Consider the following 17279-nt stretch of genomic DNA (forward strand, 5'->3'; position numbering starts at 1 on the left):
CCGGGGCGTTGCTCGAAAGCAATGCCCGCCGGTAATCCCGCTTTTGCGGGTGTGCTGATGCCTCGACCGCGATTTTGGCACCCGGGCGCCGGGCAGCGAGAATCGTTCAGGTGAGCGCGCACCCGACAGTCTCTGGCCCCGATGCAACCGTCAACCGCCGGCCAAAGCGGCGAGGGTCGGCGGGCTCGACGCTCGCCGAGGTGTTCGACACCCGAAACAACGCGCTCAACGTTTGGCGCCTGGTGCTGGCGTCTGGCGTCATCCTGCAACACTCCTGGGCCCTCACCGGCCGCAAGATCTACCCGCCGGTGGAACAGCTGCTCACCCAAGTGTGGGTGGACGGATTCTTCGCGATATCGGGGTTCCTCATCACGGCGAGCTGGGTGCGCAACCCGCGGCTTCGCGAGTACTTCGTCGCCCGTGTTCTTCGCATCTTCCCCGGGCTGTGGGTCTGCGTGGCCGTGGTGGCGTTTGTCATCGCCCCGCTCAGCGTGGCGATCCAAGGAGGCTCGCCCGCCAAGTTGCTGCTGTCTCCCGCGCCGTTCGCGTACGTGCTGAACAACGCCGTGCTGAACGTCTATCACACCGGTATCGACGGAACACCCCGAAACGTCCCCTTCCCGGGCGTGTGGGACGGCGTGCTGTGGACCCTCGTATTCGAATTCCTCTGCTACATCGCGATCGCTGTTGCCGGTGTGGCGGGACTTCTCAAACGCCGCTGGCCCGCTCCGGTGGTGTTCGCACTGTTCTTGGTGGGTGCGGCGCTCGTGTCTTACCCGGTGGGCGCGGTGGAGACGATCCCGCAGATGATCACGCGTTTCGCCCTCGTCTTCGCCGCGGGAGCGGTTCTGCATCAATTCCAAGACATGATTCCCGCCCGGTGGTCACTTGTTGCCGTGAGCGCGGCCATCGTGGTGGTGGCCGGCTTGCTGGTGCCGAACTATCGGGTAATCGCGGCCATCCCACTGGCCTATGCCGTCATCGTTTCGGGAGCGCTGATCCACAACCAGCGCATGCGTTTACGCACGGACCTGTCCTATGGCGTGTACATCTACGCGTGGCCCATTCAGCAGCTGTTGGTGATCTGCGGACTGGGTGTCCTCCCTCCAGTCGCGTTCGCCGTTCTTGCCGCCGTCGCCACCCTGCCACTGGCCGCACTGAGCTGGTTCCTGGTGGAAAAGCGTGCGCTTGCGCTCAAATCCCGCTTCAAGCGCAAAGCGCGTGAACGGGACGGCGTGGTCGCTGACGCGCAACCGTCCGCGCAGATCGTCACCGGCGACTAGGTCCCTTGCGGATTCCGCGCCGCATTAGCCTCAATCTCACCTTTACCTAGAGACGAAAAGTCGTCCAGACCGAATGATTAATGCGCGTTGCTGAACGCGCCTCGTGGTCGGCGACGGCGTTGCCGGAAGCGCGTAATTGAACTTTGCCCCACAAATTGCAAACTCATGGATAATGACCCGTGATCCCGGGGGCCACATGACGCGCAACTGAAAGGTGTGGGCCACCGATGACAGCTCCCCGGACGAGCCAACCCGCCGATCTCCCAGAGTCATCCGCCCGCCAAGCAACCGCCGTCCGTCCGGTTGCGCTGTTCGTGTTGGGAATGGCGCGGTCCGGAACGTCGGCGCTGACCCGGGTTTTGTCGCTGTGCGGCAGCACGCTCCCGGCCGGAATGTGCGGCGCCGACGGGAACAACCCGCGCGGATATTGGGAGCCGCGGGCGGCGATCATGCTCAACGAGACGATCATGCGCCGCCACGGCAGCAATTGGTACGACCCGACGCTGCGCCTGCAGGAGGAGTGCGCGTTCGGCGCCGACGAGAAGGCGGCCTGGATCGCGGCGATCGCGGCGTATCTGGGCACACTGCCGGCGGCGCCGCTGGTGGTCATCAAGGAGCCGAGGATCACGGCGCTGTCGGGCCTGTGGTTCGAGGCGGCGCGCCAGGTCGGCTTCGACATCGCCGCCGTGATTGCGGTGCGTCATCCGCAAGAGGTTGTCGCCTCGGCGGCGAAGTACGTGGACACCTCGCGGGAGCTGTCCAGCGCATTGTGGCTGAAGTACAACCTGCTCGCCGAGCGGCACACCCGCGGGATCCCGCGCGTGTTCGTCGACTACGGCAACCTCCTCGACGACTGGCATCGAGAGGTGAAGCGCGTCGCCGCCGCGCTGGAAATCGATCTGGACACCGTCGACGAGAGCGCCGTCGAGGAATTTCTCACCCCCGAGCTTCGACGCCAGCGATACGGCGGCCCGGTGGCGGACCATTTCGGTGCGGACTGGGTCTCCTCCGTCTACGAGGCGCTGCACGAGGCCGCGCTCGACAACCCCCTGCACGCAGCGACTTTGGACCGGGTTTTCGAGTCGTATCAGGCCGGCGAGCGTGATTTCCGCATGGCCTTCACGGAATTCCACGCCCGCACCAACAGCCTGCTTCGCCGGGTGTTTCGCCCGTTCATCGTGAAGCGGATCCTCGAGGTCGCCGCGGTGGTGCACCGGCACCGCGGGGCCTGGGCGTAGGTCACGCCGTCAAAGATTAAGTAAGAAAAACAGGTTCGTAAAAAGGCCGCCTTGGTCCATCGCACGGGGCTATAGTCCTTAGCGGGCGAAATGATTCGAAGGTTCTCACCGGGGGGCAGAAGTTGCCGGTCACAAGTCAGCCGTGACTCGTGTGAGGAGCGGGGTATATCGCTTCCTCTTTGCCAAAGTTGTTGAGCAGGCTGCGATCTAGCTCTCTGACACCGTAGTGTGCGCGACGGTGTCGATTCCAAACGGTTGCTACGCGCATGGATCGCGCGCGCACCAAGTCGGAAACCCCTGGATATCAACCGAACTCCGAAAGTCGTTCAGGCGCACGGCCAGTGAAAGGTTGGATTCGCGATGAGATTGGCCCGGATGACCAAGCCCGTCGATCGCCCCGTTGGCTCCGGGAACCGCCCGGTTGCCCTCTTCGTGCTGGGACCGCAACGGTCGGGAACGTCGGCGCTCACTCGGGTGCTCTCGCTGTGCGGTGGCACCCTCCCGGCTGCGATGCTGGGCGCGGACGCCAACAACCCGCTCGGGTATTGGGAACCGCGAGCGGCCATTTCACTCAACGAAACGATCCTGCGCCGTCTCGGGACCAATTGGTACGACCCCTCGCTTCGCTTCCTGGACGACGTTTCACCCACCAAAGAAAAGAAGGCCTGCGTCGCCAAGGTCGGGGAGTACCTCTCCACGCTGCCGGCGGCGCCGCTCGTGGTGATCAAGGAACCCAGAATCACGACACTGTCCGACCTGTGGTTCGAGGCGGCACGCGTGGCCGGATTCGACGTCGCCTCGGTGATCGCGGTACGTCATCCGCAGGAGGTCATTTCGTCTATCGCGAAGTCCTGGCACGTCTCTCCCGCGCTAGCGAGCGCCTTGTGGTTGAAATGCAACGTCCTCGCCGAACGAAATTCGCGTGGCGTACCGCGGGTATTCGTCGACTACGCGAACCTTCTCGACGACTGGCGCCGGGAAATGAAGCGCATCTCCGCGGAGTTGCCGGTCGAACTGCACGCCGAGGACGAGGACGCCATCGAGGGGTTCCTCACGCCAGGCTTGCATCGGCAGCGGCACTGTGGCGCGGTGACGGATCTGTTCGGCGCCGATTGGATTTCCACGGTCTATGAAGCGCTTCGCGATGCCGCGCAGGACGATCCGATCGACATGTCAGCGTTGGACCGCGTTTTCGAGTCCTACCGGTCCAGCGAGCGTGATTTCCGTAAGGCGTACGAGGACTTTCACGGCTTGTCCAACAGCATGCTCTTCCGGCTTCTCCGGCCGGCCATCGCGAGGCCGGTGATGGAGGTCGTCGCAATGGCCCACCGGCACAGGGGGACTTGGGCGTAGCGCCTTTCGTGCATGTGGCGTGGCCTCGTGCGGCCCCCGATGCGCCGCCTATCCGCAAGGAATCCCCTGATGCGGCGGTAAGTCCCCGTTATGATCGACCGGACCGCGATCTCGGCGAGCGTGCCGATCGCATGTTTTCCTCAGCATCGCAAACGGGAGGCGTCGATTCGTGTCAGCGTCCGTGCTCATCACCGGTGGGGCGGGATTCATCGGGTCGGCGCTCGCCCGCCGTCTCATCGAGGCCGGATACGACGTCGCCGTGATGGACGTGCTGCATCCGCAGGTGCACGGGGGAGATCGGCCGATCGAACTGCCGCCTTCGGCGCGGTTGTTCACCGGCGACGTCACCCACGCGCCCGACTTCGACGCGGTGCTGCGGTTGTCCCGCCCGTCCCAAGTCATCCACCTGGCCGCCGAGACGGGAACCGCGCAATCGCTGTCCGAGGCGACGCGGCACGGCTCGGTGAACGTCGTCGGCACCACCCAACTCCTGGACGCCTTGAGCCGCTCGGGACACGTGCCCGACCAACTCGTCCTGGCGTCATCACGGGCGGTGTACGGCGAGGGCTCATGGCAGTCCGGCTCGCACATCTTCTACCCGCCACCTCGCAGCCACGCGCAGCTCGTCGCGGGCCGCTGGGATCCGCAAGGACCCGCGGGTGAACAGGCGGTGCCGCTGCCCAGCCGCGCCGACCGAACCGAACCCCGGCCCACCAACGTGTACGCGGCGACCAAGCTCGCCCAGGAACACCTGCTGGCCGCCTGGACCTCCGCGCACGACACCAACCTCAGCGTGCTGCGTCTGCAGAACGTCTACGGCCCCGGGCAGTCGCTGACCAACTCGTACACCGGGATCGTCGCCCTCTTCGCGCGGTTGGCGCGCCAGGGGCTCGCGTTGGAGGTCTACGAGGACGGCCGCATCGTGCGCGATTTCGTCTACATCGACGCTGTCGTCGACGCCCTGTTCGCGGCGGTCCAGCGCCCGGCGACGCAGCCGCGCTGCCTCGACATCGGGTCCGGCCAGGCCACCACCATCCACGAGCTGGCCAACAAGATCGCCGCCATGTGTGGCGCGCCCGAACCGACCGTCGTCCCGAAATTCCGCGACGGCGACGTGCGCGCAGCGAGCTGCGACATCGAGCCGGCGATCAACGAGCTCGGTTGGCGCCCCGAGCGTTCGCTCGATGACGGTTTGCGCGCGCTGCTCGACTGGATCGCCGAGCAGCCCGAAGCCGCCGCCGGATCGAACGAATCGGGCCGCCCCGCCGTTGAACAGGCGGGACGCCGCTGAGAACTGCGGTCTGGTGTGACTGCTGGAAGCGGGGGCAGTGCTTATTAACGCCTATGATGGTTGCTACTCCCCGGTAGGGGCAGGGACGGGACCACCCACGCCAGTCCTTTCATTTTGAACCAGGGGGCAGCTTTGACCGTGGCCGATCGTGACATGCGATCTCCGTTCCTCGACACCAGATCCGCCTACCTTGACCTGCTGCGACGTAACCTCACCCGGTACGGCAGCGACGAGTTGGTGCCGGTGGGCTGGGACCGTCTGGGTCGCCCTCTTTTCAGCACCCGCAACCTGATGCTGGTCCGCAAGCGCCCGTTCAACGAGCATGCGCGAAAGTTGGGCCTGGATTGGCCGGCGGATGCCTTGACGATGATCGGCATGCAGCGGTTGACCAGCCTGCAGCGCTGCGTGGAAACGGTTCTGACGGAAGACGTCCCCGGTGACCTGGTCGAGTGCGGTGTGTGGCGCGGTGGGGCGTCGATTCTGATGCGCGCCGTGTTGTCCGCCTACGGGGACGAGAAGCGATCCGTGTGGCTATGCGATTCGTTCGAAGGGGTGCCGCCACCGGACGCCGCGCACTACGAGGCCGACAAAGGCATCAATTTGCATCGCGCCGCCGGGGTGCTCGCGGTGTCCGAAGCGCAGGTCAGGGCGAATTTCGAACACTACGGGTTACTCGATGACCGCGTTCGTTTCGTACCGGGCTGGTTCAAAGACACCCTGCAGGACGCCCCGATCGAAAGCATTTCGGTGTTGCGGCTCGATGGCGACCTTTACGAGTCGACGATCCAGGCCCTCGACGCCCTCTACCCGCGGCTCTCATCCGGCGGGTATTGCATCATCGACGATTACCACGCCATCGACGCATGCCGGCAGGCCGTGGCCGATTACCGCACGGCGCACGGCGTGACCGCGGAGATCGAGGAAATCGACGGCACCGGCGTGCTGTGGCGCAAGCCGTGACGATCGCGCAAACCGGTGCAGTGGGGATTCGGCGCTATCTAAAGTGATCGGTGCATCAGTGTGATGGCGCAACCGAAGGGCTTGGATCCGCGATGAAATGTGTGCTGGCCAGCTACGGAACGCGCGGCGACATCGAGCCCTCCGTGGTGGTCGCCCGCGAACTGCAGCGCAGGGGCCATGACATGGTCATGGCCGTTCCGCCCGACTCGGTGAGCTTCACCGAAGCGGCCGGGCTGACCGCGGTCCCTTACGGGCTGGACTCGCAGACCTGGCTGGACGTCTACCGCAACTTCTGGACCTCGTTCTTCCGCGGATTCTGGAAGATCCAGGAGATGCGCGGCATGTGGCGCGAGATGTGGGATCTCAGCGACCAGTGCTGGGCGCAGATGAACACGACGCTGATGTCGCTCGCGGACGGCGCCGACCTGCTGTTCGCCGGCCAGAGCTACCAGGAGACCGCCGCCAACGTCGCGGAGTTTTACGACCTTCCGCTGGCCACCTTGCATCACGTCCCCATGCGGCCCAATGGCCAGGTCGTTGCGATCCTGCCGCCGCCGTTGGCGCGCTCGGCGATGACGGCGTTCGATTGGTACTGCTGGCGCCTGAACAAGAAGGTCGAGGACACCCAGCGCCGGCAACTCGGGTTGCCGAAGGCGACGGCGCCGTCACCGCGGCGGATCGCCGAGCGCGGATCACTGGAAATCCAGGCCTATGACGAGGCCTGCTTCCCCGGGCTGGCCGATGAATGGGCGAAATGGGACGGCCTGCGACCCTTCGTCGGAACGTTGACGATGGAGTTGACCACCGAGGCCGACGACGACGTGATGTCCTGGATTCACGCGGGGACACCGCCGATTTGCTTCGGCTTCGGCAGCATGCCGGTGGAATCTCCGGCCGATACCGTCGACATGATCAGCTCCGCCTGCACGCAGCTCGGCGAGCGAGCGTTGATCTGCGCCGGGAGGAGCGACTTCAGCGACGTCCCGCTCGCCGATCACGTCAAAGTGGTGGGGCCGGTGAATTACGCGACGATCTTTCCCGCCTGCCGCGCCGTCGTTCACCACGGCGGCTCGGGAACCACGGCCGCCAGCCTGCGCGCCGGGGTGCCGACGCTGATTCTGTCGATGGATGCCAATCAAACCATCTGGGGAGCTCAGCTCAAGCGGCTGAAAGTTGGTACCACGCGGCGGTTTTCGGCCACCGATCGCAAAACATTGGTGGAGGATCTGAGCCGGATCCTCGCCCCGGATTACGCACGGCGCGCTCGCGAGATCGCCGCCCAGATGACCAAGCCGGCGGACAGCGTCGTCAAGGCCGCCGATGTGGTGGAAAAGTTTGCCAGCTCGCGGAGTCGCGCCTGACGCAGCAAACAGGTTCAGGGCCGTTGTGCTGGGGGAATAGTCGATTTTGCTATCGGTTTCGGTGCGCGGATGGATCCGGGTCGACTTCCCGTTTTCGCGGACACGATGTCGATAGTCTGGCAGACTACGGAAAGATCAGGCGACGACACCTGGGCTTCAGCCACACTGCCCACGGGTCGTCATAGTTCTACGGTCGGGGGGAAAGGCCGATGAGGTTGGCTTTGTCGCACTCGGCTACTCCGGTGCGCCGTTACCATCCCGCGTGGCCGCGGGGTGCCAAATCCGTTGCGGAACAACGACAACCAATGACGCCGACTGCGCCCCAGGGTAAATGGCGGGCCGTAGATTACCGAGCGGAAACGCCGCAGTCAAAGTTGCCCGCGCCGTCGGAGATTGACTAAGGTAAAGTCGCGATGAAATTTGCTGTGGCAAGTTATGGAACGCGTGGCGATATCGAGCCTTGCCTCACCATCGGTCGTGAACTGATGCGCAGAGGCCACTCGGTACGCATGGCCGTGCCGCCCAATCTTGTCGATCTGGCCGAGGAGGCCGGTGTGCCGGCGATTCCGTACGGGCCGGACATGCATGACTTTTGGAGCGACGAGTTCATCCGCGACTTCTTCAAGAACTTCATCCGGGGCCCGGTCAAGTTGATACGGGAAGCCTGGGAACCGGTACTGAAAAACTGGCAGGAAATGAGCGCGGCGCTGATGTCGGTGGGTGCCGGAGCCGATTTGCTGTTCACCGGGCAGCTTTACCAGGATTTGGCGATCAACGTCGCCGACTACTACGGCATTCCGATGGCCACACTGCACTACATCCCGATGCGGCCCAACGGCAGGGTCGTACCGGGGGTGCCCGCGCCCATGGTCCGCACCGGAATGGCCGTGTACGACTGGATGTGCTGGCGGATGAACAAGAAGGCCGAGGATCGTCAGCGGCGCGAGCTCGGCCTTCCCACTGCAACGGTGGCCTCGCCGCGGCGGATCGCCGAGCGGGGTTCGCTGGAAATCCAGGCCTACGACGACGTGTGCTTCCCCGGGCTGGCCGACGAATGGGCGAAGTGGGGTGGTCAGCGGCCGTTTGTGGGCTCGTTGACCATGGAACTGACGACCGATTGCGATGACGAGGTGTTGGCGTGGATCGCCCAGGGCACGCCTCCGATCTGCTTCGGTTTCGGCAGCATGCCGGTCGCCGAATCACCCGCCGACACGGTGAGAATGATCGGCGCCGCCTGCGCGGAGTTGGGGGAGCGGGCGTTGATCTGCTCCGGCTGGAGCGACTTCAGCGACGTCCCCCAGTTGGACCACGTCAAGGTCGTCGGCGTGGTCAACTACACGAAAATTTTCCCCGCCTGTCGCGCGGTCGTTCATCACGGCGGCTCGGGGACCACGGCCGCCGGTCTGCGCGCGGGGATCCCTTCGCTGATCCTCTGGACGGCCGGCGACCAGCCGATGTGGGGGTCGCGTGTCAAGCAACTGAAGGTAGGCACATCCCGGCGGTTCTCGAGCGCCACCCCTGAAACTCTGATTGCTGACCTGCGGACGATCCTTGCCCCGGAGTACACCACCCGCGCCCGTGAGCTGGCGACCCGGATGAGTAAGCCCGCCGAGAGCGCAGGGCGCGCCGTCGATCTGTTGGAAGAATTCGCTCGTTCGGGGCGCTGTGTTCCCGGGGTATCCACCGAGCGAAGTCGCTGAGCAACCGGTGACGGATACAGCGAAACGCATTGATGGCGTGGAGGGGCGTCTAGGCTCTCTACCGGTATTACTGGCACGCGGAGTTAGGGGCAGTTATGGCGGTGACTGATCACGACACGCGGTTTGCATACCTCGATCTGCTCCGGCGTGACCTCACCAGGTATGGCAGCGACGAGTTGGTGCCAGTGGGGTTGTACCGCTTGGGACGTCCCCTCTTCAGCACGCGTAACTTGCTGCTGGTGCGCAAGCGGCCATTCAACAAGGATGCCCGCGACTTGGGCCTGGACTGGCCGGCGGACGCCTTGACGATGATCGGCATGCAGCGGTTGACCAGCCTGCAGCACTGCGTCGAGACGGTTCTGGAAGACGACGTGCCCGGCGATCTGGTCGAGTGCGGTGTGTGGCGCGGCGGCGCCTCGATCTTGATGCGCGCCGTATTGGCCGCCTATGGAGACGAGAAGCGAACCGTGTGGTTGTGCGATTCGTTCGCCGGAGTGCCGCCACCCGATACCGTCAATTACAAGGCGGATAAAGGAATCCGGCTGCATCGCCACGCGCGCATCCTGGGTGTGCCGCAAGAGCACGTCAAGGCCAATTTCGAGCGCTACGGTTTGTTGGACGACCAGGTGCGTTTTCTTCCGGGCTGGTTCAAGGACACCCTGCAGGACGCCCCGATCGACCGGATTTCGGTGTTGCGGCTTGACGGCGACCTTTACGAGTCGACGATTCAGGCGCTCGACGCGCTCTACCCGCGGCTGTCGCCCGGAGGCTTTTGCATCGTCGACGACTACCACGCGATCAAGGCGTGCGCGCAGGCGGTGACGGACTACCGCGACAAGCACGGCGTGACCGACGAGATCGTCGAGATCGACGGCACCGGCGTGCTATGGCGTAAGTCCTAAAGAGATCGCTGAAACTCTAGGTGTACGAGACGATTTGCCCTTCGGTGCGGGATGGGCGGAACACGATCATGATGAACCGATTCCGTTTGCACCGGACGGGGTACGTGCCGATGCTATGGTTGCCGCCGTGGCACCAGGGCTGACAACCGGCACCCGCCTGCGGATGTGGTGGGTGCGCACCGAATACTGGCTCGCGCGCACACTGTTGCCCGACGTCTACGCCAACGACGCGTTGATCACGTTCAACAACTTTCACGCGTTTCTGGATGATCCCGAATTCCAGCGCGCTTACCAGCGTGGCGCCCGCTCCCTGGGCAACGAGGATTGGTACCAGTGGCAATGGCGCGTGCACGTGGGGCTGTGGGCGGCGGCCAGCGCCAGCAAGCTCGAGGGCGATTTCGTCGAGTGCGGCGTCAGTTACGGGTTCTTGAGCAGCGCCATCATGGAGTACCTCGACTGGGATCGGCTGGGCAAGACGTTCTATTTGCTTGACACCTTCGCCGGTCTCGATCCGCGGTTCGTCACCGAGAACGAACGGCGGGCCGGGGCGCTGGAGACTAGCAAAGGGCATCTGCGCAACGGGATGTACGTGAACGGCGTTGACAGCGTCCGCGCCAATTTCGCGCAATGGAAAAACCAGCGCATCATCGTCGGCGCGGTTCCCGAGACACTGGAGCAGGTCGATGCGCCGTCGGTGGCGTATCTGCACATCGACATGAACTGCGCTCCCCCCGAAGTCGCTGCGCTCCGGTTCTTTTGGCCGCGGCTCACCCCGGGTGCGTTCGTGCTGCTGGATGACTACGCCAACCGGGGACGCGACGAGCAGCGCGCCGCCATGGACGAAGTTGCCGGCGAGCTGGGTGTGAAAATCTGCACATTGCCCACGGGCCAGGGCCTGCTCATCAAGCCTGCACGCTAGGCGAACCAGGCCTTCTCCCAAGGGTTTTAGCGCGCCGAACCTCGAGTTGCCCGCGCGATCTGGTTTCACGTTCTTTCACACGGGTAGGCCTCTGCTATGGCATTAGCATTGATCACCGGCGCGTCCAGTGGAATTGGTCTCGAGCTAGCGGAGCTGTTTGCCGAGCGGGGATATGACCTGGTGGTGGCGGCCGAAAACGACGGCATCTACCCAGCGTCCACCACGTTATCCCGGTGGGGCGTCGATGTCCGGCCGGTACAGGTTGACCTACGCACCCCGGAAGGCGTCGAAAAGCTCTATCGGCAGGCCACAGAGGGTGATCGTCCGATCGATGCAGCCGCGCTGAACGCCGGCATCGGCGGCGGGGGAAGCTTCGTCGAGGGCGACCTGGCGCACGATATGTCCATCATCGACCTCAACGTGCGCTCGACCGTGCACCTGGCCAAGCTGGTGCTGCGCAACATGACCCGGAGCGGCGCGGGGAGGGTGCTGCTCACGTCGTCGCTGGCGTCGATGGCGCCCGGGCCTTTCGAGGCGGTTTATCACGCCTCCAAGTCGTTCGTTCAGTCCTTCGCCGGGGCCTTGCAGGACGAATTGCGTGATACCGGAATCACTATCACCTCCCTGCTGCCCGGCACCATCGAGACCAACTTCTTCAACCGCGCGGGTATGGACGAGACGCGTGCGGGGCAAAAGCCGAAGGATGACCCGGCCGAGGTTGCCAGGCAGGGTTTCGAGGCGATGATGCGCGGGGACCGCAAGGTCGTCGGCGGATCTCTGACCACCAAGACCGTGGGTGTGGCCCTGCGTTTCCTGCCCGATTCGCTCAAGGCGGTCGCCAGTCGGATAAATTCCACCCCCGCCGGGCGGCGATAAGGCGACCTCAGCCAACCACTTTCCGGCGGACGGCCTCCTCCAAGAGGTCGGCGGTGGTCCCGATGCTCTCGGCGGGCTTGCTCATCCGGGCGGAGAGTTCCCGGGCTCTGGTGGCGTAGTCCGGGGCGAGGATGGTACGCAGGTCCGCCACCAGCGAGCGTGGGGTGGTGGCCGAAAAGCGTCGGGCGGCACCTACTTTCAAGCGTTTGATCTGGGCCGCCCAATACGGCTGATCGGCCGAACTCCACAGGGCCAAGGTGGGGATTCCCGCGCGCAGGCTCGCGGCCGTGGTGCCCGAACCACCGTGATGAACGACGGCACGGCAGGCGGGGAAGATGGACGAGTAGTTGACCGGGCCGACGACTTTGACGTGGTCGAAATGCGGCACGTCGCTGAACTCTGTGCCGCCGAAGCAAATGAGCGCCCGCTCGCCCAGCTGTGCGCAGGCCGCACCGATCATTTCGACGGTGGCGGTGGGGGATTCGACCGGTATGCTCCCGGACCCGAAGCAGATGGGTGGTGTTCCCGAGGCGATCCACGAGGCGACATCGTCGTCGGCGTCGGTCGCCAACTCCATGGTGAGTGCGCCGACGAACGGACGGCGGCTACCCCATTTCGCCCATTCGGCGGCCAGGCCGGGAAAAAACACGTCGTCGTAGGTTTGGATTTCCAGCCAACCGTGGTCGGCGATTCGTCGCTGCGAACGATGTGTCGCCTTGGGCAGTCCGAGTTCTTGGCGCTGCGCGTTGTCGACCTTCTTCGTCGAGCGCCAAAACAGCCACTCGATCGCCGTCATCGTCGAGCGGACCAAAGGGGCCGGCATGCTGGGCACCAGGCGGCCGTTGGCGCGCATGGGGAAGTGATGCAACGAGGCCACCGGAATGTCGTAGTACTCAGCCACATTGGCGGCGGCCTGCTCGAAATTCAGGCCGGTGGTGAGCAAGTCGGCCCCATCCGCGAGCGACTTCAGCGTCGTGCTCACGTCCGGCCAATACTTGATGATCGGGTCCCAAACTTTGGGCAGCTGCCTGATCGGATTGCGGAAGAAATCCGCCCACATGTTCCGCAGGAATTCCTCGTCGAGGAACTCCTGCACTTTGGGGCCGTAAGGAACGGCTACCAGCCCGGTCGATTCGACGAAGGCAACCAGTTCCGGGGGGACGGCCAGTCGTACGTCGTGCCCTCGGCGCACCAGTTCGCGACCCACGGCGGCGGAAGGCTCGATGTCGCCGCGAGTTCCGTAACTCGCCAGGGCAAACTTCATTGTGGGTCCCAGCCTTGCGATCGTCGTGCACGGGCGGCGTCAAGGGTATCGAAGGTCATGGTGGTTTTGCGGCGCACCGGGGGATTCAGCCAAAGCGCCTCGTGTGGGCAAAATTTTCCAAGAGGTCGGCGGCTCTGTCGACGCTTTCGGCGGGTTTCGTCATCCGAGAAGACAATTCGCGGGCGCGGGCGACGTAGTCGGGGGCCAGGATCCGGCGCAGATCCGCGATCAGCGTTTCTCGGGTGGTGCTCGAAAACGGGCGGGCGGTGCCGACGTGGAGCCGGTCGATCTGGCCGGCCCAGATCTTCTGATCGCTCATGCTCCACAGGCTCAGCGTGGGTACGCCGGCGCGCAGGCCCGCGGCCGTGGTGCCCGCGCCACTGTGGTGCACCACCGCGCGGCACGCGGGAAAGACCGCCGCGTAATTCACCACTCCCACCACCTTGACGTGGTCGAACTGCGGCACGCCCGTGAAATCGGTCTTGCCGGAGCACACCAGCGCCCGCTCGCCCAATTGCGCGCAGGCCTCGCCGATCATCGTGATCGTGTCGGCCGGCGAATCGACCGCGGTGCTGCCAAAGCCGAAGCAGATCGGGGGTGTTCCCGCGGCGATCCACGAGGCGACCTCGTCGTCGGCGTCCGTCGTCAGCTCCATGGTCAGCGTGCCGACAAAGGGCCGCTGGTCTTTCCATTTCGCCCATTCGGCGGCCAGTCCGGGGAAGCACACCTCGTCGTAGGCCTGGATCTCCAGTGCGCCGCGGGCGGCCATCCGTTGCGGAGCGGGACCCTTGGCCTTCGGCAGCCCGAATGCCCGCCGCTGGCTGTCCTCGGCCTTCTTCGTCACCCGCCATTGAGTCCAGTCCAGCGCCGTCATGGCCGAGCGCACCAGTGGCGCGGGCAGACCGGGGGAGAGCTGGCCGTTGGGCCGCATGGGGAAGTAATGCATCGTGGCCAACGGGAGGTCGAGGTGTTCGGCGACGTCCGCCGCGACGCCCGGGAAACCCGGGCCGGTGAAGACCAGGTCGGCCCCCTCCGACAGGGATGTCAGGGTCGCACTCATGTCCGCCCAGGATTGGACAAGCATGTCCTGGGCTTCGCGCCACCGCCTTCTCACCTCCGGGAAGTTCCAGAACTTGCCCAGGAAATCGGTGTCCCAAAAGCCGTCCTGCTGATCGGGCCCGTAGGCGGCCGCCGCGAGCCCGGCAGACTCGACCAGCGCGACCAGATTGGGCGGCACGGCCAGGCGAACGTCGTGCCCGCGGCGCTGCAGTTCGCGGCCCACGGCCGTGCAGGGCTCGACATCGCCGCGAGTTCCATAGCTCGCCAGGGCAAATTTCACGACGAATCCTTCCGGTGGTCGTGGGGGTAGGCGACGGCAGAGGCCATTATCTCTGCCCTTTCACCCCCCGCGGCCGAGTTGGACTTTCCTCTCAACGGCTCAAAAACGCATGCCGTCAGCCGGAGATGAGTGCTCGGTCGGCCAGCGCAGCGATTGCCGGTGCCAGCACCCGGGCGTACTCCGGCGTCAGATGGAACTCGTCCTCGTACACAAGGGTGTTGCCCACAATGGGCGGGCAGCGGTCCGTAGTGCAGAACAACTCGGTGACGTCGGCGTATTGCCCCGCAGCGGCTTTGGTCGCGGTGCTCTCAGCCGCGATACCGGATCTATTCACCGCCTTCGACGTTGCCGACGAGCAGGCGGTCACATCATTGAGGTGAACGGACAGGCAGCCCGGCACCATTGAATGCAGGTCCGGGGTTGGCCCGATGACCAATACTTTCGCCCCAGTGCCGCGAAGCTGGTGGACTAGGCGGGTCAGGCTATCGGTCCAGGCCGGCCCGTAGGGAGGGGCGCCTGTGCCGCCGTGACGCAACATGCCCAGTACCACCAGTCGCGGGTGCTCGCTCTGCAGTCGGGCGATGATTTGACCGCGCCACTGCTCGCACTCGGTGTAAGGCCGTTGACCGAAAACTTTGATGGGCAGGTCCAGCATCGGGCAGGCGCCCTTAGTCAGGACCTCCAGTCGCCAGTGCCGATGCGCGGCGACATCCTGGAACGCCGGGCTCCAGCTGTAGGCATTCGAGTCGCCGACCAGCGCCACGGTGGTCTTCGACGCAGTGTCGCCCGTCGCGCACTCTGGTTGGTCGACTTTCAACAGGTTGCGCAGGCACTCCTCTAAGCCGCGCGGCGCACTTTCGTGTGTCGCGCCAACCAGCGACGGATCGAGATTTGACGGTACGGCCTTCAGGTCGACGGATGCCGCAACGGCGGCCTGTACTTGGGCGAATACTTGCTGAATCGCCGTGGCGTAGGGCTCAACATTCCGACCGGTCGGCGGCGGCCCAGCAGTCAGCCGCAGTGGCGGAGCCGCTGGGCCACGGCCGACCGGGTCGGGCAGGACCACCAGCAGCGCCACGCTTACAGAGACCGCCACCGCGGTGGCGATACCGCCGAGCATGAGACTGCGGGCGGCCGATCGGCGCAGGGAATCGGAGTATCGGAAGGGGTTCTCGATAAGACGTAGCGTGAGTACCGCCAACAAGAAGGAGATGAGAACCGCCGCCAGGCCATCGATTGGCCCCAACGGACGGCCCAGCAATGGTGTCGCGAGCAGCAGCACTGGCCAGTGCCAGAGATACCACGAATACGACAGCCGACCGATCGCTCGCATCGGCCGCAATGCCAAGACGCGGCCACATCCCCTAGACGGTCCGGCACGGCCGGCGCCGATCACCAGCGCTGTCCCGAGTACAGGCAACAGCGCGGCGGTACCCGGAAAGGGCGTCGTTGCGTCCAAATGGTTGCAGGCCACCAAGATCAAGGCCAGACCTGCCCATCCCACGATCGCGGCTGGCAATGTCGGTAGTCGGCGCCAGTGGATGGTTGTGAGGGCCACTAGGCCGCCTACGGCCAATTCCCACGCCCGGGTATGCAACGAAAAGAACGCCACCGGAGGCGCCGTCTGGGTGGTCACCCACGACACACCAAACGAAACGGCGCCAACCAGGGCAAGGACTAATAAGTATGGAGTGACCGACACGGCATGGGTCGTCCCGGCGCGCCGACGCGCACGCCGTATAAGCCACGCAGTACCGATAATCAGCGCCGGCCAGAGGATGTAGAACTGCTCCTCTACGCCCAGAGACCAGTAGTGCTGGAAGGGCGAGAGCGAAAGCTTGCTTATGTGAAAGTAGTCGACGCCATGCAGCGCGAATCGGTAATTGCCGACATAAAGCGCGCTGGCGATGCCATCACCGATAACGTCTTTGGCCTCCAACGGGGATAACAGCACAGCCGACGCAGTCGCGGTAACGACGCCGACCGTGGCCGATGCCGGCAACAGGCGGCGGGCCCGTGCGCCGTAGAACCGGAGCAACCCGACGGTGCCGGCGATGCTCGCCTCGCGCCAGAGCATCCCAGTAATCAGGAAGCCCGAGATGACGAAGAAAACGTCCACACCGACGAAGCCGCCACCCAATCCCGGTGCACTGCAATGGAAAAAAACGACGGCCAACACCGCAACAGCGCGCAACCCCTCGATATCCGGCCGAAATGCCGTCTGCGGACGCTGATCATCAGCCAGGGCTTCGCCAGCAACCGTCTTCGATTTGAGTGCGTAAGATGGTGCGGCGCGGGTCAGCGGTGGAGTCCTATCATGGGTGTCGTCGTTTGTGGAGGTCATACCCACCCTTCTGGTCGTCTGTGTATTGTGCCCTAAGGGAAGCCGACAACCGCTCGTAATCGCCTACCTGCACGTATAGATCTGGCCGATGAGCGAATCTCTATGTTCGGCGGTGCGGAGACGCTGCCGTCTGCGGCGACCGCCGTGCGGGGCTCGGCATCGCCGCAAGTCCATCGCTCTTCAGGTCAGATTTCACGACGAATCGCTCCAGTGGTCGTGCCGCGGCAGCGGCAATGGCAACGATTATCTGGTTGTCAGCTGCTAACTCGCTTCCATTGGTTTCTGCCGCGGTCAATGACCACCGCGCTCTTGTACTGACCGACGGAAGCGACCGTTGGTAACGCATTCATCCTTGAGCCCAGCAGCCGACTGCACGACAGAGTTTGATGTAGCAGGTCGAACTTGTGGCGATGCGGTGCCGCCGTGTGGACGGTTCATGGCGACAACCA

Annotated in this window: 13 protein-coding genes; 10 read left to right on the forward strand and 3 right to left on the reverse strand. The window is 64.6% G+C overall.

Features of this window, described 5'->3' with window-relative positions; translation table 11 throughout:
- Positions 1–200: 200 nt before the first annotated feature.
- From QGN31_RS10265 to QGN31_RS10310, 10 genes are all read left to right on the forward strand, one after another.
- Positions 201–1283, forward strand: coding sequence for an acyltransferase family protein (locus tag QGN31_RS10265; RefSeq protein ID WP_201409412.1), 1083 nt, complete (start codon positions 201–203; stop codon positions 1281–1283).
- Between the two features lie 323 nt (positions 1284–1606).
- Positions 1607–2521 carry a sulfotransferase family protein gene (locus QGN31_RS10270; protein WP_201409416.1) on the forward strand — a complete coding sequence of 305 codons (915 nt, stop codon included), beginning with the start codon at positions 1607–1609 and terminating at the stop codon, positions 2519–2521.
- A 360-nt stretch (positions 2522–2881) separates the two neighbouring features.
- Positions 2882–3874, forward strand: coding sequence for a sulfotransferase family protein (locus QGN31_RS10275; protein WP_201409413.1), 993 nt, complete (start codon positions 2882–2884; stop codon positions 3872–3874).
- 181 nt (positions 3875–4055) lie between these two features.
- On the forward strand, positions 4056–5165 hold the full coding sequence (locus tag QGN31_RS10280) for an NAD-dependent epimerase/dehydratase family protein (protein ID WP_201409417.1): 1110 nt from the start codon (positions 4056–4058) through the stop codon (positions 5163–5165).
- Positions 5166–5318: 153 nt separating this feature from the next.
- A complete protein-coding gene (locus tag QGN31_RS10285) occupies positions 5319–6125 on the forward strand; it encodes a TylF/MycF/NovP-related O-methyltransferase (protein ID WP_026071337.1) in 807 nt (268 codons plus the stop codon).
- A gap of 92 nt (positions 6126–6217) precedes the next feature.
- A complete protein-coding gene (locus QGN31_RS10290; RefSeq protein ID WP_201409414.1) occupies positions 6218–7486 on the forward strand; it encodes a glycosyltransferase in 1269 nt (422 codons plus the stop codon).
- A gap of 413 nt (positions 7487–7899) precedes the next feature.
- Positions 7900–9186 (forward strand): glycosyltransferase, encoded by a 1287-nt coding sequence (locus QGN31_RS10295; protein ID WP_080588027.1) that lies wholly within the window; start codon positions 7900–7902, stop codon positions 9184–9186.
- Between the two features lie 95 nt (positions 9187–9281).
- Positions 9282–10088: a TylF/MycF/NovP-related O-methyltransferase gene (locus QGN31_RS10300; RefSeq protein WP_009953300.1), complete on the forward strand. Its 807-nt coding sequence runs from the start codon at positions 9282–9284 to the stop codon at positions 10086–10088.
- Between the two features lie 115 nt (positions 10089–10203).
- Positions 10204–11007, forward strand: a complete 804-nt coding sequence (locus QGN31_RS10305; protein ID WP_009953302.1) for a class I SAM-dependent methyltransferase — start codon at positions 10204–10206, stop codon at positions 11005–11007.
- 96 nt (positions 11008–11103) lie between these two features.
- Positions 11104–11883, forward strand: a complete 780-nt coding sequence (locus QGN31_RS10310; protein ID WP_014380417.1) for an SDR family NAD(P)-dependent oxidoreductase — start codon at positions 11104–11106, stop codon at positions 11881–11883.
- Positions 11884–11890: 7 nt separating this feature from the next.
- On the opposite strand, the gene QGN31_RS10315 is transcribed toward QGN31_RS10310, so the two are convergent.
- The 3 genes from QGN31_RS10315 to QGN31_RS10325 form a co-directional block, all read right to left on the reverse strand.
- Positions 11891–13147, reverse strand: a complete 1257-nt coding sequence (locus QGN31_RS10315) for a glycosyltransferase (RefSeq protein ID WP_201409415.1) — start codon at positions 13145–13147, stop codon at positions 11891–11893.
- Positions 13148–13232: 85 nt separating this feature from the next.
- A complete protein-coding gene (locus QGN31_RS10320) occupies positions 13233–14486 on the reverse strand; it encodes a glycosyltransferase (RefSeq protein ID WP_029384369.1) in 1254 nt (417 codons plus the stop codon).
- A 115-nt stretch (positions 14487–14601) separates the two neighbouring features.
- A complete protein-coding gene (locus QGN31_RS10325; protein ID WP_201359349.1) occupies positions 14602–16830 on the reverse strand; it encodes an acyltransferase family protein in 2229 nt (742 codons plus the stop codon).
- Positions 16831–17279: the final 449 nt, after the last annotated feature.

This window comes from Mycobacterium sp. 2-64 (assembly GCF_035918375.1).
GTDB lineage: Bacteria > Actinomycetota > Actinomycetes > Mycobacteriales > Mycobacteriaceae > Mycobacterium > Mycobacterium intracellulare.

Excerpts from the sequence above, each read along its gene's own strand:
- QGN31_RS10315 (WP_201409415.1), bottom strand. The coding sequence starts at position 13,147 with ATGAAGTTTGCCCTGGCGAGTTACGGAACTCGCGGCGACATCGAGCCT.
- QGN31_RS10295 (WP_080588027.1), top strand. The coding sequence starts at position 7,900 with ATGAAATTTGCTGTGGCAAGTTATGGAACGCGTGGCGATATCGAGCCT.
- QGN31_RS10270 (WP_201409416.1), top strand. The coding sequence starts at position 1,607 with ATGGCGCGGTCCGGAACGTCGGCGCTGACCCGGGTTTTGTCGCTGTGC.
- QGN31_RS10305 (WP_009953302.1), top strand. The coding sequence starts at position 10,204 with ATGGTTGCCGCCGTGGCACCAGGGCTGACAACCGGCACCCGCCTGCGG.
- QGN31_RS10290 (WP_201409414.1), top strand. The coding sequence starts at position 6,218 with ATGAAATGTGTGCTGGCCAGCTACGGAACGCGCGGCGACATCGAGCCC.
- QGN31_RS10285 (WP_026071337.1), top strand. The coding sequence starts at position 5,319 with ATGCGATCTCCGTTCCTCGACACCAGATCCGCCTACCTTGACCTGCTG.
- QGN31_RS10300 (WP_009953300.1), top strand. The coding sequence starts at position 9,282 with ATGGCGGTGACTGATCACGACACGCGGTTTGCATACCTCGATCTGCTC.
- QGN31_RS10275 (WP_201409413.1), top strand. The coding sequence starts at position 2,882 with ATGAGATTGGCCCGGATGACCAAGCCCGTCGATCGCCCCGTTGGCTCC.
- QGN31_RS10310 (WP_014380417.1), top strand. The coding sequence starts at position 11,104 with ATGGCATTAGCATTGATCACCGGCGCGTCCAGTGGAATTGGTCTCGAG.
- QGN31_RS10325 (WP_201359349.1), bottom strand. The coding sequence starts at position 16,830 with ATGACCTCCACAAACGACGACACCCATGATAGGACTCCACCGCTGACC.